Annotated in this window: 10 protein-coding genes; all 10 read right to left on the bottom strand. The window is 72.5% G+C overall.

Annotated features, from left to right (window positions below; genetic code table 11):
* Positions 1-4: 4 nt before the first annotated feature.
* The 10 genes from FHX81_RS30160 to FHX81_RS30115 all read right to left on the bottom strand — a co-directional run bounded on the left by FHX81_RS30160 (position 5) and on the right by FHX81_RS30115 (position 16,140).
* A complete protein-coding gene (locus tag FHX81_RS30160; protein ID WP_141981611.1) occupies positions 5-1,288 on the bottom strand; it encodes an extracellular solute-binding protein in 1,284 nt (427 codons plus the stop codon).
* 365 nt (positions 1,289-1,653) lie between these two features.
* Entirely contained in the window at positions 1,654-4,173 is a 2,520-nt protein-coding gene (locus tag FHX81_RS30155) for an ABC transporter permease (protein ID WP_141981609.1), read from the bottom strand.
* 4 nt (positions 4,174-4,177) lie between these two features.
* Entirely contained in the window at positions 4,178-4,930 is a 753-nt protein-coding gene (locus tag FHX81_RS30150) for an ABC transporter ATP-binding protein (protein ID WP_141981607.1), read from the bottom strand.
* Between the two features lie 268 nt (positions 4,931-5,198).
* Positions 5,199-8,192 carry a helix-turn-helix transcriptional regulator gene (locus FHX81_RS30145; RefSeq protein ID WP_141981605.1) on the bottom strand — a complete coding sequence of 998 codons (2,994 nt, stop codon included), beginning with the start codon at positions 8,190-8,192 and terminating at the stop codon, positions 5,199-5,201.
* Between the two features lie 11 nt (positions 8,193-8,203).
* Positions 8,204-8,392: a hypothetical protein gene (locus FHX81_RS30140; RefSeq protein WP_141981603.1), complete on the bottom strand. Its 189-nt coding sequence runs from the start codon at positions 8,390-8,392 to the stop codon at positions 8,204-8,206.
* A gap of 182 nt (positions 8,393-8,574) precedes the next feature.
* Positions 8,575-10,914 carry a chitinase C-terminal domain-containing protein gene (locus FHX81_RS30135; protein WP_141981601.1) on the bottom strand — a complete coding sequence of 780 codons (2,340 nt, stop codon included), beginning with the start codon at positions 10,912-10,914 and terminating at the stop codon, positions 8,575-8,577.
* Between the two features lie 108 nt (positions 10,915-11,022).
* Positions 11,023-13,878 carry an AfsR/SARP family transcriptional regulator gene (locus FHX81_RS30130; RefSeq protein ID WP_246108034.1) on the bottom strand — a complete coding sequence of 952 codons (2,856 nt, stop codon included), beginning with the start codon at positions 13,876-13,878 and terminating at the stop codon, positions 11,023-11,025.
* A gap of 370 nt (positions 13,879-14,248) precedes the next feature.
* Positions 14,249-14,899, bottom strand: coding sequence for a DedA family protein (locus tag FHX81_RS30125; RefSeq protein WP_141981597.1), 651 nt, complete (start codon positions 14,897-14,899; stop codon positions 14,249-14,251).
* A gap of 183 nt (positions 14,900-15,082) precedes the next feature.
* On the bottom strand, positions 15,083-15,274 hold the full coding sequence (locus FHX81_RS30120; protein ID WP_141981595.1) for a DUF397 domain-containing protein: 192 nt from the start codon (positions 15,272-15,274) through the stop codon (positions 15,083-15,085).
* 17 nt (positions 15,275-15,291) lie between these two features.
* A complete protein-coding gene (locus FHX81_RS30115) occupies positions 15,292-16,140 on the bottom strand; it encodes a helix-turn-helix domain-containing protein (RefSeq protein WP_141981593.1) in 849 nt (282 codons plus the stop codon).
* Between the last annotated feature and the right edge of the window lie 67 nt (positions 16,141-16,207).

Below are 16,207 nucleotides of genomic sequence, written 5' to 3'. Positions count from 1 at the left end.
ACCGTCACTTGGCGGCGTCCCGCGCTTCCCGGACGGCCTGGTCGAACGCCTCCGCGGTGGACTGCTTGCCGGTCTCCACGCGCGACAGGGCGTTGTTGAAGACCGGGGTCACCTTGGAGTCCTTGGTGCCGCGGTAGGTGGGCTTGAGGCTCTCGGCCGAGTCGCCGAAGATCCGGCCGACGGGCGCGCCGTTGAAGTACTCGTTGGTCGTCGCGGTGACCTCGGGGTCCTTGTACGCGGCGGGCTCGCTGGGCAGGTTGCCGGTCTCCTTGAAGATCCGCTTCTGCTGCTCCGGCGCGGTCAACCACTTGGCCAGCTCGTAGGCTTCCTTCGGGTGCTCGGTCTGCTTGGGCACGGCCAGGAACGACCCGCCCCAGTTGCCGCCGCCACCGGGCGCGGCGGCCACGTCCCACTTGCCCGCCGCCTCGTCACCCGCGCCGGCCTTGATCAGCGCGAGCGCCCAGGCCGGGCACGTGGTGGTGGCGAAGGACGCCTGCTTGAGCGCGACGTTCCAGTCCTGGCTGAACGGGGCCAGCGCGCCGGTCTGCTTCTTCTCGCCCAGGCTCGCGGCGAGCGTGAAGGCCTGCTCCACCTTGTCGTTCTTGTCGCCGATGAACGAGTCGTCGGCCTTGGCGAAGTAGCCCTCCTCGGTCTGGTCGAGGATCGCCTTGTAGACGTTCTGGGCCGTGTCGACGAACTTCACGTTCGGCGTCTTCCGGCTGAAGGTGTCCGCGACCTCCAGGTACGCGTCCCAGGTCGGCCACAGCGCGCCGACGGCCTCCCGGTCGGTGGGCAGCCCCGCCGCCTCGAACAGGTCACGCCGGTAGCACAGCGCCAGGCTGCCCATGTCCGTGCCCAGGCCCAGTACGAAGTCGCCTCCGTCGGCGGTGCCCTGGTTCCACTTCCAGGCCGCCCACTGGCCCTCCAGCTCCTTGGCCCCGTGGTCGGCGAGGTTGACGAACTTGTCCTTGGACTGGCGGAACTGCGTGATGTTGCCTTCCTCGATGGCCACGATGTCCGCCGCGCCCCGGCCGCCCGCGAGCTGCGTGGCGAGCTGGGTGTGGTGCTGCTCCATCTTGACCGTGCGCTGCTCGACCTCGATGTCCGGGTGCGCCGCCTGGTACTCCTTGATCAGGTCGGTGTAGCCGAAGTCGGAGAAGATCCCGATCGACAGCTTGATCTTGCCGTCCCCCGCGTCACCTCCCCCGCCACCGCAGGCCGCCACCAGCGTGGCCGCCAGGGCCACCGCGGTGATCGACGTGGCCCGACCGGCCAGAGTCCTGCTCATCCGTCCTCCTCGACGCACTCGCCGGGTACGACCCGACACCGTGAGAGCGCTCTCATGAGAGCGCTCTCACACTTGTGAGTCCAGGCACCGACTGTCAACCCGGGAAAGACCGGTCGACATCGTTCCGCAACAATCTGAAGCGCTCTCGTGCGCCGACCGTGATGGCGGATCCACCGAAAGTGAGACGGGGGAGGCCGGGTGGCCCGGCCCTCGCTCGGGCCACCCCGCACCCTGTTAGAGGCGATCCGAGGCCGGACGTGACGCGCGCTCGCAAGAAATTCTGTGACCCCCGCCACCCCGATGAACGCGTGAAGCCCGGTGGCCCGGCTCCTCCCCCGAAGAAGAGCCGGGCCACCGGGCCCCTCTCACGCCTCGGCCATCCCCGCGACCACCGAGGTGCGAGCGGCCCGCCGCGCGGGCAGCGCGGCGGCCACCACAGCCGCCACCACGGCACCCGCGAGCATCACCCCGATCTGCCCGAACGGCACCACCAGGTCCACCGAGAGCGTGTCGTTCGACAGCGCCTCCGTGATCACCCAGCCGAACCCGATCCCGAGCAGCAGCCCGATCGCCGCCCCCATCAGCGCCATCAGCACCGACTCGACCACCAGCATCAGCCGCAGCTGGCCCTTCGTCAGCCCCAGCGCCCGCAGCAACGCCGACTCCCGCGTCCGCTCGAGCACCGACAGCGTCAACGTGTTGGCGATGCCGAACAACGCGATCACCACGGCCAGCCCGATCAGCGCCCAGATGAACCCGAGCACCTGGTTGAGCTGCTTGTTCAACTGCTCCTTGGTCTCCGCCGCGCTGTCGACCAGCGCCAGCGGCGACGGGTCGGTGACCTTCTCCACCGCCGCGCGCCCGTTGGTCGCGCTGTCCTTCAGCTTGACCAGGATGCTGTCGTAGCCCTCGGCGGCACGGGGGAAGCGCTGCGCCGTCTCCGCGGTCATGATGCCGTCGGACAGCCGCTGCCCCTCGACCACCGCGACCACCTTGAGCTGCTGCGACTCGTTCGACCCGCCCTCCTTGAGCGTCACCGTGGAGCCGACCGACACGCCCTCGCGCTTGGCGTACTCGGCGTTCACCGCGATGGTGCCCTCGCGCAGGTCGGCGAGCGACCCGCTGGTGGCGGTGGGCCGGAACAGGGTGCCGATCGCGTCCTGCGGCACGCCGGTGAAGTAGCCGCGCTCGCCGTAGATCACCGTGGTCGGCGCGACGCGCGCCACCTCCGGCACGGCGGCCAGCTCGTCGGCCAGCTCCTTGGGCAGCGGCCGGTCGTAGACGGCGGACGTCACCGTGTAGTCGGCGGGCATCCGCTGGTCGATCTCGGCGTTGGCGGTCTCCTTGGCGCTGTTGGCGACCACGGTCACCAGCGACACGATCGTCACGCCGATCATCAACGCCGCCGTGGTCGCGGCGGTGCGCTTGGGGTTGCGGCCCGCGTTGGCGGACGCGAGCTTGGCGGGCACGCCGAGCAGCGCCCGCGGCACGGCGCCGAGCACCCGGTTGACCGGGCCGACCAGCAGCGGGCCGAGCACGAGCACCGCGGCCAGCAGCGCCATCGTCCCCGCGCCGCTGATGAACATCGCGGCGTCCTCGTCCTCCAGGTTCATCCCGAACACGACCGCGCCGACCCCGACCACCGCGAACAGCACGGCGGTCAGCACGCGCAGCACGCCGGTGCGCGAGACCTCCTCGCCGCTGTCGGGCTGGCTGCGCAGCGCGGCCACCGGGGCGACCCGGGTCGCCTTGCGGGCGGGCAGCACCGCGGCGAGCACCGTGATCAGCGTGCCGACGGCGAACGCGGCGAGCACCGTCGTCACCGTCACCGGCAGCTGCACGGTCCCCTCACCGCCGTCGAACGAGAAGATCACCCGTTGCAGCAGGGCCGACACGCCGATGCCGCCGAACAGGCCGATCACCGACGCGGTCAGGCCCATCACCAGCGCCTCGGCCAGCACGCCCCGGAACACCTGGCCCCGGCTCGCGCCCACGCAGCGCATCAGCGCCAGCTCGCGGGTGCGCTGGGCGACCAGGATGGTGAACGTGTTGTAGATGACCATGGCCGCGACGACGAGCGCGATGATCGCGAACGCCAGCAGCACCGTGGTGAACTCACCGGCCTGCGACTCGACCCGTTCCAGGGTCTCCTTCGTCAGCTCGTCGCCGGTCTGGATGCGGTAGCCCTGGCCCCCGATGGCCTGGCGGACGTTGTCGGCGACCTGCTGCTGCGTGAAGCCGGGCGCGGCGGTGGCGACCACCTGGTACGGCGGCCGTTCCGGCTCCAGCGCCTGGAACGCCTCCGGCGTCAGCCCGACGTGGTCGAACCCGGACAGCGACAGCGGGTTCGTGCCCTGCTGGTACGTGCCGACGAGCGTGTACGTGTGCCGCACGTCCCCCTTGCCCAGCAGCACGACCGGTTGGCCGATCGTCAGCTTGGCCGTGGTGGCGGTGCGCTGGTCGACCGCGATCTCGTCGTCCCCGGCCGGGTAGCGGCCGTCCACGAGGTCGAACTCGCGCAGCTTCTCGTTGCTCGCCAGCGACACCGCCCACGCGGTCTTCGCCTTGCCGTTGGCCGCGACGAGCGGCACGGTGTTCGAGTCGCGCGGGTCCGCGCCCGCGACGCCCGGCGCCTGCCGGATCCTGGCCAGCGTCTCGGGGGTGATGCCCCGGACTTCCTCGGCGGAGGACGGTTCGCCGGACACCGTGACGGAGACGTCGACGTTGCGCGCGCTCTTGGCGAACTCGTCGCGCAGGCTCGCGTTCATGGCGTCGCCGAGCACCAGGGTGCCGGTCACGAAGGCGACGCCGAGGGCGATCGCCACCGAGGACAGCACGAGCCGCGCGGTGCGGGCCTTGAGACCCGCGATGATCGTGCGCAGCATCAGGTCACGCCCCCAGGTGCTTGAGCGCGGACAGCACGGAGTCGGCGGTCGGGTTCTCGATCTCGCCCGCGAGGTGGCCGTCGGCCATCAGCACGACGCGGTCGGCGTAGGACGCGGCGACCGGGTCGTGCGTCACCATGATCACGGTCTGGCCGAGCTTGCGCACGGACATGCGCAGGAAGTCCAGCACCTCGGCGCCGGACCGCGAGTCCAGGTTGCCGGTCGGCTCGTCGGCGAACACCACGTCCGGCCGGGCGACCAGGGCGCGGGCGCAGGCCACGCGCTGCTGCTGGCCGCCGGACAGCTCGGTCGGCTTGTGCTTGAGCCGGTCGCGCAGGCCGAGCACGTCCACGATCGTGTCGAACCACTCGCGGTCGGGCTTGCGGCCGGCCAGCTCCAGGCCGAGCAGGATGTTGGCCTCGGCGGTGAGCGTGGGCAGCAGGTTGAACGCCTGGAACACGAACCCGACCCGGTCACGTCGCAGCCGGGTCAGCTCCTTGTCACCCAGCGAGGTGATCTCGGTGCCGCCGATGTGCACGCTGCCGGCGTCGACGTTGTCGAGCCCGGCCAGGCAGTGCATCATCGTCGACTTGCCGGACCCGGACGGGCCCATGATGGCGGTGAAGCGGCCCGCCGCGAACGCGACGCTGACCCCGTCCAGCGCCCGCACGGCGGTGTCGCCCTTGCCGTACACCTTCACCAGGTTCGCGGCGGCTACTGCGGTGCGGGTCCCGACGTCGGACACCAGTGCGGACATGCTCCCTCGATTCCTCGGGTCTGGTTGACGTCGAGAAAGCTAGGGGGCACGCGCCTCGGCAGGCGTCACCTCGGCGGCGGAACCGGTGGTCAACCGGCGGGATGACGCCACCTAGTCCCGAGGTCTGACCCCCGCGGTTCCGACGTGGGGAGCACGAGAGTCGTGCGTTCGGAACACCCGGATCCGACGCTCGGGCCTGACGCCGTTCGTCGTGAGCGTCGGACCCGGGGTGACGGGACGCAGGACGCACGCGTGCCGGAGGTAGGGCTCACGCGGGGTCGGGTGGGGGTGGCAGGTCCAGCAGGCCGCGGTCGAAGGCGTTGGCCACGGCCTCGGCCCGGCGGCTCGCGCCCAGCTTGGACATGATCCGGCTCAGGTGCACGCTGACGGTCTTCTCCGAGATGTAGAGCTCCTCGCCGACCTGCCGGTTCGTCCGACCCAGCGCGACCAGCTCCAGCACCGACCGCTCCCGCGGCGTGAACGGGTCCACCCGGTCGCGCGGCCCGACGTCGCGCAACGCCACCCGGGCCCGTCGGGCGACCAGGTCCAGCGCCTCCCGCAACGGCACCGCGCCCAGCTCCTCGGCCACCGCGCCGGCCAGCCGCAACTCCGCCGCCGCCGCCTCGCGCCGGTCCGCGCCCAGCAGCGCCTCGGCCAGCCGCCACCGGCAGACCGCCTGCTCGAACACCGACCCGAAGCCGAACCCGTCCACCACCTGCCGCCACAGCTCCGGATCGCCCGACCCGGTCAACCGGGACTCCTCCGCCGCCACCCTCAGCAGCCACGCGCGGCCCTCCGGACCCAACGCACCCGAACGCGGGATGCCCAGCTCGGCCGTGGTGCGCGCGTACTCGCCCAGCTCCCGACCCGCCCGCACGGCGGCCTCCTCGGCCGCCCGGTCCTTGCGCCGTCGCGCCCGCGCCGCGATCTCCCCGTGCCCGGCCACGCCGAGGGCGGCCAGCCGGATGCCCGCCAGCAGCCACTCGCCCTCCTTGCGCGACCAGCTGATCGCGTCCGCGACCCGCTCCACGGCCAGCTCGGGCTGCCCCCGCCACAACGCCAGCTCCGCACCCGTGCCACCGGTGATCAACGCGATCTGCAGGTCGCGGTGCCAGTCCGCGCGCAGCTCCCGGATCATCCGCTCGGCCTGGTCGAACTCGCCCCGGCTGACCGCCACGTGCGTGCCCGCCGCGGCCAGCCGCGCCGACACCGTGCTGGACACCCGCAGGCCGGGCGGTTCGGCGGCGGTCGCCGCGCGGTCCCAGTCGCCGCGGTAGTACTCGGTCAACACCTGCAGGATGCGCAGCTCCAGCCCGAACGAGCTCCACGTCAGGCCGGTCGCCTTGGCCCGCGCCACGCCCTCGCCGAACACCCGCGCGGCCTCGGCCAGCTCGCCGAGGTCGTAGTGGTGCATGCCGAGGAAGTACCGCGCGCGCAGCTCGGTGCTGACCGCGTCGGCCTCCATCGCGCACGCCACCGCGGCCGTCAGGTGCTCGCGGGCCCGCGACACCTGGCCGTCGGGCTCGTCGAGCAGGCCCAGCGTCGTCAGCGCGTCCGCCACGGCCGACTCCGCGCCCGCCGCGCGGCCGTCCGCCACCGCCATCTCGGCCCGCTCCCGCGCCTCGACGTACTTGCGGTCGTGCCGCAGCGCCGCCGCCCACACGGCCAGCACCCACGCGCGGGCCGGGCTGGCGGGCCGGTCCCGGACCAACCGCCACGCCTCCTCCACCGCGTGGTACTTCTCGTCGTCGGTGCCGTCGATGACCTGCAACGCCTGCGCGAAGCGCCGCCACATCTCGGCGGCCTGCTCGCAGTCGGACCCGTCCACGACGGTGGTGCCGGTACGGGCGAACGCGATGGCCCGCTCGGGCTGGCCCGCCGTGCCCGCCGCCCACGACGCGCTGCGCAACAGCGACAACTCGGTCAAACCGGGCGGTCGCTGGTCGGCGGGCACCGCGTGCCACAGCTTCAGCGCCTGCTCCAGGTGTCGCAACGACTCGGCGGGCGCGCCCGCGGCCTGCGCCTCCTGCCCCGCCTCGACCGACGCGCGCAGGGCACGGGCCAGGTCGTGGGACTCCAGGCTGTGGTGGGCCAGCGCGGCGGCGGCGCCCCGGTCGTCGGACGACGCCAGCCGGTCCGCGTACGCGGAGTGCAGCCGCACGCGCTCACCCGGCAGCAGGTCGTTGTAGACGGTCTCGCGCAGCAACGCGTGCCGGAACGTGTACACCTCCGCGCCGTCGACCACCAGCACGTGGTGCTGCACGGCCTCGCGCAGCGCGGTGTCGAGCACCACGTCGTCCATGCCGGCCACGTCGCGCAGCAGGTCGTGGCGCACCGACCGGCCGCCGACCGACGCGACCCGCACCACGCGCTGCGCGTCCGGGGAGAGGCGTTCGATGCGGGCCAGCAGCACCTCGGCGAGCGTCCACGGCACCTCGCGGTCACCGCAGGCGGCGACCGCGATCAGCTCCTCGGCGAAGAACGGGTTGCCGTCGGAGCGCTCGGCGACCTCCAGGACCAGCTCGTCGGACAGGTCGTCGGCCAGCGCGGCGACGAAGGAGCGCGCGTCGATCGCGCTCAACGGCGTCAGGTCGAGCCGGCGCACGGCGGGCAGCCGCACCAGCTCGTTGAGCAGGGGGCGCAGCGGGTGGCTGCGGTGCAGGTCGTCGGAGCGGTAGGTGCCGACCACCAGCAGCCGCTGCGCGCGCAGCCGCGAGAGCAGGAACGACAACAGGTAGCGGGTGGAGGCGTCGGCCCAGTGCAGGTCCTCGAGCACCAGCAGCACGGGCCGCTGCTCGGCCAGCTCGCCGAGCAGGCCGTGCACCGCGTCGAACAGCTGGAGCTGGCCGATGTCCTGCTCGGGACGGCGGCCGACCAGGTGCGACGGCAGGCCGGAGACCGACGTGCTGCCGTCGTGGCCCGCGGGCAGCGCCAGCTCGGGCAGCAGCAGGGCCAGGGCCGGCCGGGCGGCGACGTCGAGCAGACCGGCCCGCCGCACCTGCCCCAACGCCTCGGTGAAGGGGAGGTACGGCAGGCCGGTCTCGCCGACGTCCAGGCAGCGCCCGGTGAGCACGAGCGCGTCACCCGCGGTGGCGGACAGCTCGTCCACCAGCCGGGTCTTGCCCACGCCCGCGTCGCCTGCCAGCAGGATCGCGCCTGCCTCGCCGCGCGCGGCGTCGTCCAGGGCGGCGCGCAGCCTGGTCATCTCCCGGCTACGCGCCACCAAGGGGATTCCGGAACCGAGGCGTGCCACACCAGGCATGCTGTCACACCTCAGGCGGCGTCGCGGTGGTCATTTCCCCCGGCGGGCAGATCCGGGCCGGGACGATGGCCCAGGCGCCGCCACCAGGACCGCTTCGCCGCGTGCGCCTGCCGGCCGACGCGGTAGTGCGCCGCGTCCGCGCGCAGCGCGGCCTGCCGGTAGTCGATCTCCGCCTTCAAGGACTCGGGCGTCCACTCCATGATGACCTGCTCCTCGTGTCGTCTTGCTTCCCTGATGACACGAAGAGTCGTCCTGAGGCGGGCCCGCGGGCATCGGGCGTTCACGTTGGTTGCGGCGCTGGTGCCCTTACCCGCCGCCGTAAGGGGTGGCAGACGGCGGGTAAGGGATGCCTCAGGCGCAGGTCGGCGCACGTCAGGAACCCTCAGCAGGCGCCGAGGTCGCGCCAGACGCCCCACTCGCCGGTCGTACCCGGCTCGTCGCCCTGCGTCCACCACTTGGCCTGCCAGCGCTTGCCCTTGTGGGAGACCTCGTTGCCGCCGTTGTAGACCTTGGCGCGGTCCCACGCGGGCGCGGTGCAGCTCGGTTGGCTGGTCGTGGTGGTGGTCGTCGTAGTCGTAGTCGTAGTCGTGGTGGTGGTCTGGTCGGAGCCGCCGCCGCGCGGGTGGTCGGAGGCGATGGCGTAGGACTGGCCGCCGAAGGTCAGCTTGAAGTTCGACGGCGACGCGATCGGTAGCTGGTAGCTCAGCGCGACGTCCACCGACGCGCCGGGCGCGAGGGACTGCCAGGTCGGCAACGTGAGCTCGACGTGCTGGAAGTCGCCCTTCAGGCCGCCGACGTTGCTGCCGGAGTGGCCCTTGGCGGTGACCCGCAGCCCGAAGCCGGACTGGTCGGCCATGCTGCCGGGCGCGCTGGTGCCGTAGTCGAACTCGATCTTCGTGCCGCCCGGCAGGGTGGTGGTCGAGTTGTTGGTCAGCTTCAGCTTCGGCGTGATCGGGTAGTTGTTGTCGCCGAGGGCGAACCCGGAGACGGTCGCGCTCACGTTCAGCACCTGGCTCGGCGTGGTCCCGGAGGCCTTCCGCGCGCCGTAGGGCGCCGCGCCGCGCAACCCCTCGTTGATCTTGGTGAGCAGGGTGTCGCCGACCGTGTACTGCCCCTTGGCGCTGTCGAAGCGGTAGTCGCCCGCCAGCTCCCAGATCATGATGCCGCCGATGCCCTTGTCCGCCACGTACTTCGCCTTGGCCGCGATGGACTGCTCGTCCTCAGTGGACAGGAACACCTTCTTGTCGGCGTTCCACAGCCACGGCGAGGCGAGCGTGCTGTCGTAGAAGCGGTTGTAGGAGCCGGAGATCCGGTCGGTCGGGTCGTTGGCCGGGTCCAGGCCGTGCTGGGCCAGGTAGTCCGGCGTGATCTCGTTCTCCAGGTTCTTGGCGTGCCACATGGGGTTCACGCCCGACGGCACTTCCGCGCCGCCCGCGGTGGAGTCGTGCCACAGGTTGTCGATGCCGACCGCGCCGTTGCCGCACGGGGTGGTCGAGCCGACGCTGGAGCCCGTGCCGGGCGGGCACTTCGTCTGGTCCGGCAACGCGGCCCGGCCCCACAGCCCGTTCGTGCCGCCGGTGACGCCCTGCCAGCCGCGGCTGTAGAACGGGACGCCGATGTTGATCCGGCCGGCCTGCATCGCACCGCGGTAGTAGTGGTAGGACCAGTCGGTGTTCAGGTAGCCCATGCCCTCGTACTGCGGCGCGGTGTAGACGCCGCCGGCGGCGAGCTCGCCGTCCTTGCCGTCGTCGTAGAGCGCGGCGTTCGGGCCGACGAAGTGGTTCCACGAGCCGTGCAGGTCGTAGCTCATCACGTTGAGGTAGTCGAGGTAGCGGGTGACCTGGTAGGCCTCCTGGCCGCGCAGCAGCCAGCCCGAGGCGGGCACGGCGGCGGTGAGCAGGTAGTGCCTGCCGTCCTGCGCCGAGGCGCGGTCCAGCTTCTCCCGCAACGTCTTCATGATCTTCTCGTAGCCCGCCCACAGCGTGCCGCGGTTGGCGTTGGAGATCCAGAAGTCGTCCGGGTTCCCGGCGTGGTTGTTCGACGTGGCGTACTCGTAGTCGATGTCCACGCCGTTGAAGCCGTACTTGCGGATGAAGTCGACGGCGGAGTCGGCGAACGCGTCCACGGTGGCCTGCGGCTGCGCGCCGAGCTTGTAGAAGCCGCCGGAGGCGTTGCGCGTGCCGTCGGCGTTGAAGAAGCCGCCCGTCTCCGCCCAGCCGCCGACCGAGATCAACGTCTTCACGTTCGGGTACTGCTTCTTGTACTTGTTCAGCAGGTTGAAGTGACCCTTGTACGGCAGCGACGGGTCCGGCTCGACGCCCGGCCACGTCATGCCGGTGGAGGCGTTGTCCGGGCCGTCGGGCCCGACGGACACCCGGTTCTGCGCGTCGATGTGCGCGAACGCGTAGTTCAGGTGCGTGACCTTGCTCCACGGGATGTCGGACGCGAGGTAGGCGGGCGCGCCGTTGCGGCCCGTGCGCCAACTGGTGAAGTAACCGATGACGCGGCGGGAGTGGTTGGCGCCCAACGACTCCCGACCGTCGGTGTCGTAGACGGAGCAGTACGGTACGGCGACGCCGGGGGTCTGGTAGAGGCCGTCGGGACGGCACTCCTCTCCCGCGGCGGCGGCAGTGGGCGACGACGGGGACACGACGGCGACGACGAGTCCGACCACCCCGGCGAGCAACGCCACGAGCGGCGAGAACCTGGATCTCCTGGACAAGACCAGCACACCTCCTGCACGAGGCGGCGGCCACGACGCAGCCACCGAACCGTAAATAGGTCTAGACCTCTCTGTCAATAGGTCCAGACCATCTAGGGGGTGGTGCGGTCAGACGGTCGTGGTGGCGCGGGCGCGGGCCAGCCGTTCCCGCACCTGGTCGGACTCCGGCGCGCCCAGCTCGGTGAACAGCGCCAGCGCCCGCTGCCAGTGCGCCACCGCGCCGGGCAGGCCCTGCCGGTCGAACACGGTGGCCAGCCGGTCGTGCGCCATCGCCTGGTGGTACGGGCTCGCCGCCGCCGACGCCACCGACAGCGCCGTGCGCGCCGACGTGACGGCGTCGCCCACCTCGCCCGACTCCAGCAGCACCATCGCGAGATCGGTGTGGCAGGTCGACTCACCGCACTGCTCGCCGACCTCGCGGTACATCGTCACGGCCGCCCGCAGCCACGTCTTGGCCTCGTCGTACCGGCGTGACGCCAGGTGCAGCAGCCCGAGGTTGTGGTGGGCGTTGGCCTCCGCCCACCGCGACCCGGCCGCCCGGCTGACCTCCAGCGCCTCCCGGTAGGACGCCTCCGACTCGTCGACCCGGCCCAGGAACGCCAGCATGTCCGCGACCGCCGTCAAGGCCCTGGCCTGCGCGTTCACGTCGCCGGACGCCCGCGCCACCTCCAACGCCTCGCGGTGGCGGTCGAGCGACTCGTCCATCCGCTGGAACTGGGCCAGCGCGATGCCGAGGTTGAACAGCATCACGAACCGCGCCTCGGGGTCGCCGAGCCTCGTGGCGGCCCCCAGCGCGGCCTCCGTCGTGCGCAGCCACGTCGCCCGGTCCGCCCGCAACCACAGGAACCGGGACAGCGTGTAGGGCAGCTGCCAGGCGTGCACCAGCCACCCCGGGTCCGAGCCCGGCGCGGCGGCCAGCTCGGCGGCGGCGATGATGTTGCCCTGCTCGGCGTCCAGCCAGGAGCTGGCCTCGGCCGACGTGGTGAGCTTCGGCGTCTCCGCAGGCACGTGCTCGGGCGCGACCCGCACGTTGCTGCCCCTCGTCACCGGCAGCCGGCCGTCGGCCAGGTCCGCGCAGTGCAGGTAGTGGTCGAGCATCCGGCCGGTCGCCTCGTGCCGCTCGGCCTCGGGCAGCTCGGCGGCCAACGTCCGCATGTAGACGCGCACCAGGTCGTGCGCCCCGTACCGGCCGGGCTCGTTGACCGACAGCAGGTTCGCCGCCGTCAACGCGTCCAGCGCGCGCTGCGCGTCACCGACCCGCACCTGCGCCATGGAGGCCGCCACGAACGCCGTCACGTCCGGGCCGGGGTGCAGGCCGAGCAGCGCCAGCAGCCGCGCGGGCAGCGGCGACAGCGCCCGGCGTGACGCGTCCAGCGCCGCCCGCACCGTGGAGTCCTCGTCCTCCAGGCCCAGCGCGGCCAGCCGACCGTGCTCGTCGTCCAGCTCGGCCACCAGTTCGGCCACCCGCAACGACGGCGCGACCGCCAGCCGGGCGGCGGCGATCCGCAGCGCCAGCGGCAGCCCGTCGCACAGCACGGCCAGCCGGCGCAGCGCCGCGGCCTCCGTCGCGTCCCGGCCCGCGACCCGGCTGACCACGGCCACCGACGCGTCGGGGTCCAGCATGTCCAGTTCGACCAGCCGCGCCTCCGCGTGCGCGACCAGCCCGACCAACCGCCGGCGGGACGTCACCAGCACGCACGACGGCGGTCCGGGCAGCAGCGGCAGCAGCTCGGTCGAGCCCCGGGCGTTGTCCAGCATCACCACCATGCGCCGGTCGGCGATGAGCGTGCGGAACAACGCCGACCGCTCCTCCACCGTCACCGGGATGTCCGGCGACGGCACGCCCAGCGTGCGCAGGAACCGGCTCAGCACCTCGCCCGCGCCCAGCGGCTCCTGGTTCGGGTCGTAGCCGTGCAGGTCGACGTAGAGCTGGCCGTCCGGGAAGTCCTCGCGCACCCGTTGCGCCCAGTGCAGGGCCAGCGCGGTCTTGCCGACGCCCGCCGGGCCGGTGACGACGAGGACCAGCCCGCCCTCCGGGTACGACGCCAGCAGGCCGTCCAGCCGCTTGAGCTCGTCGTCGCGGCCGATCAGTGACGCCGAGGCGCGCGGCAGCTGCGCGGGTGTGATCGCGGGCGCGGACTCGCCCACCGGGCGCAGCGCCATCGGCCGGGTCGGGCGGTCCGGCTCCGGGTCCTCCCCCGCCAGCACGGCCTGCTGGAGCTTGCGCAGCTCCGGCCCCGGCTCGACGCCCAGCTCCTCCACCAGCACCCGGCGCGCCTCGCGGTAGACCGCCAGCGCCTCCGCCTGCCGCCCCGCCTGGCACAACGCGCGCATCAGCAGGCCGTGCCCGCGTTCCCGCAACGGGTGCTCGCCGACCAGCGTGGTCAGCGACGGCACCAGCTCCGCGCCCCGCCCGATCAGCAGCAGCAGCTCCGCCCGCTCCTCCAGCACGGCGAGCCTGCGCTCGACCAGCCGGCCGCGCTCGACCTCGGCGAACAGGCCCGCGACCCCGCCCAGCGGCTCGCCGCGCCACAGGCCGAGCGCCTCGTCCAGCGCGGTGGCCGCCGCGATCAGGTCGCCGGCCGCGCGCGACCGGGCCGCGGCCGCCACGCCCAGCTCGAACTCGTCCAGGTCGACCTGCTGCGGCTCGACGCGCAGCAGGTAGCCGTCGCCGACGGAGGTCAGCAGCTCGGCCGGGGCGCGGCGGGCCCGGCTGGGCTCCAGCGCGCGGCGCAGGCCGGCCACGTAGGTCTGCACCAGGTTGACCGCGCTGGTGGGCGTGTTGTCGCCCCACACCGCCTCGATGATCTGGTCGCGGCTGACCGGCGTGTTGCGGGCCAGCAGCAGCACCGCCAGCACGGCGCGCTGCTTGGCGGCGCCGAGGTCGACCTCCCCGCCACCGCGCACCGCCCGGAGCAGGCCGAGCACCTCGAACCGCAAGCGCTCGCCGCCGCCGTCTGCCACCGACCGATCCTTCGCCGACACGTTGAGACCCAGACCGAGCCTAGGAGATCACTTCAGTCCGGCTCCAGTCGTCCTGTAGCCGCATTCTTACGCTAAGCGTGTCCGATCAACCACACAGGGCGAACCCCGGTGAGCGAGGTTGGACCAGACAGCGGAACATCCGCTGCTCTCCCTGAACGACGAGGGCAGGCCGGCGTGCAAGGGGCATCCAGCCCGCGGCGGCGGAACGCCGGCCCGCCCTCGTCCCCTTCTCCACCCGGAGACGGGTCGTCCGGTAGGGGACGGCCCACCTCCATTGCCCTCCCCCCAGTGGAAGGGGCCGCGCCCGGGACCGAACCCCCGGGCGCGGCCCCTTCGACCACGTCCGGGGTCAGGCGACCTCTTCGAGCTCACGCGGTTCGACCGCGGCCCTGGCGGCCTTGCGGCGGCGACGCAGCACCACGAGGACGCCGACCACGACCGCGACGCCCATCAGGCCCCACATCGCGCCGTTGAACACCGACTCGATGTACTTCGCCGACGCGCCCGCGGCCGAGCCGATGCCGATGTGCAGCGCCGACCAGCTCACCGCGCCCGCGATCGACGCGGGCAGGAACCGGCGGTACTCCAGCTTCGACGCGCCCGCCGACGCGGGCACCAGGGTCCGCACCACCGGCATGAACCGGGCGAAGAACACCGCCCACGCGCCGCGCCTGCGCAGCAGCGCCCCCGCGGCGTCCCAGTGCTCCTGGCCGAGCTTGCGCACCACCTTGCTGTCCCGCAGCCGGTCGCCGTAGCGGCGGCCGAGGAAGTAGCCGATGCTGTCGCCCGCCACCGCGCACACCGACACCACCAGCCACATCACCAGGAACCGGGACACGCTGGTGACCGTCGTGGCGGCCAGCAGCAACGCGCTCTCCCCCGGCGCGATGAAGCCCACGCCCAGCGTGCACTCCGCCAACGTCAACGCGCCCGTCACCGCGAGCACGGCGGGCTGCGGCAGCCCGGCGAGCCCTTCCAGGGCGTCGGTCAGCAAGGCCATGGTTCATCCCCTTGTGGATCATGACGAGCACCGGAGTGCAGGCTAGGGGGAAGTCCACCGCAACCACGCCGGGGGGCGCATCGGACCGGGGGCTGACCGGCCACCAGACCGAGGTCGTACGGGAAGGTGGTCGAAAGTCGGGGGCGCGCCCTACGGCACACCCCCGAGGTGAACGACCGGTGGTCAGCGGCGGTCGGCCGTGCCGCTCTTCGCTCCGTCCACGAATCGCGACCACTGCGCGAAACCGAAGTCCAACCCGCCACCGGTTCGGTTCTTCGAATCGCGCACAGCCACCCCGTTCGGGTCGAGCGCGATTTCCACGCACTCCGGACCACCCGCGGACGACCACGTGCTCTTGCGCCACTGGCGTTGCATGGCAGTTCACCTCGGATTCAGGCGAGCTCCCGCGCCACCCTCCCGATCAGCGCGGACGAGGCGGCCGGGTCGAGCGAGTCGGCGCTGAGCCGAGCGAACATGTCGGAATACCGGGCGACGTCCGAGGGCTGTTCCCAATAAACGTCGCCCTTCGGGCTTTCGATGTATACCACGGCCGGATCCGACTGCTCGGGAAACGACAGGATGACGAACGGACCGTCCATCGCCGCGTGACCGCCCGCCTCGAATGGGACCACCTGGAGGGTGATATTCGGCAATTCCCCGACTTCGTTGAGTCGCGTCAGCTGCTCCGCCATCACCTGCCGGCCGCCCACCAGCCTCCGCAAGGCTGCCTCGTCCACGACCGCGTGCAAGGACAGCGGGTCGTCCTCGACGAGCAACGCCTGCCGCGCCTTGCGCAGCTCGACCCGCCGGTCCACCTCGGCCGGCGCGGCGTCCGGCAGCACCGCCCGGATCAACGCCCGCGTGTACGCCTCGGACTGGAGCAGTCCCGGCACCATCAGGCCCTGGTAGGTGCGCACCCGCTCGGCGTCGGCCTCGAACCCGACGTAGCGGCCGGGCGCGATGTCGCCGAACTCGTCCCACCACGCCCGCCGCCGCGCGTCCCGCGCCAACTGCACCAGCTCGTCCAGCGTGGCCCGGTCCGCGCCGTAGGCCGACAGCATGTCCCGCACGTCGCGCGGGGTGACGCCGACGCGGCCGGTCTCGATGCGGCTGATCTTCGACGCCGAGCACTCCAGCCGCCCGGCGACGTCCTCGATGGTGAGGTCGGCCGCCTCGCGCAGCCGGCGCAGCTCGCTGACCAGCCGTCGCTTGCGCAGCGTCGGGCTGCTGCCCCGTGGCATGCGGACACCCTTTCGTCGACGACCCCGACCCGGGGGCCGCAGCCAGTCTGTGGCCGTGCGCCAACGG

Origin of the sequence: Saccharothrix saharensis, from assembly GCF_006716745.1 — a bacterium.
Classification (GTDB): Bacteria; Actinomycetota; Actinomycetes; order Mycobacteriales; family Pseudonocardiaceae; genus Actinosynnema; species Actinosynnema saharense.
The sequence above is the reverse complement of the archived record's forward strand: the minus strand, read 5'-3'. Positions and strand labels throughout refer to the sequence as shown.

Excerpts from the sequence above, each read along its gene's own strand:
- FHX81_RS30160 (WP_141981611.1), bottom strand. The coding sequence starts at position 1,288 with ATGAGCAGGACTCTGGCCGGTCGGGCCACGTCGATCACCGCGGTGGCC.
- FHX81_RS30155 (WP_141981609.1), bottom strand. The coding sequence starts at position 4,173 with ATGCTGCGCACGATCATCGCGGGTCTCAAGGCCCGCACCGCGCGGCTC.
- FHX81_RS30150 (WP_141981607.1), bottom strand. The coding sequence starts at position 4,930 with ATGTCCGCACTGGTGTCCGACGTCGGGACCCGCACCGCAGTAGCCGCC.
- FHX81_RS30145 (WP_141981605.1), bottom strand. The coding sequence starts at position 8,192 with ATGCCTGGTGTGGCACGCCTCGGTTCCGGAATCCCCTTGGTGGCGCGT.
- FHX81_RS30140 (WP_141981603.1), bottom strand. The coding sequence starts at position 8,392 with ATGGAGTGGACGCCCGAGTCCTTGAAGGCGGAGATCGACTACCGGCAG.
- FHX81_RS30125 (WP_141981597.1), bottom strand. The coding sequence starts at position 14,899 with ATGGCCTTGCTGACCGACGCCCTGGAAGGGCTCGCCGGGCTGCCGCAG.
- FHX81_RS30120 (WP_141981595.1), bottom strand. The coding sequence starts at position 15,274 with ATGCAACGCCAGTGGCGCAAGAGCACGTGGTCGTCCGCGGGTGGTCCG.
- FHX81_RS30115 (WP_141981593.1), bottom strand. The coding sequence starts at position 16,140 with ATGCCACGGGGCAGCAGCCCGACGCTGCGCAAGCGACGGCTGGTCAGC.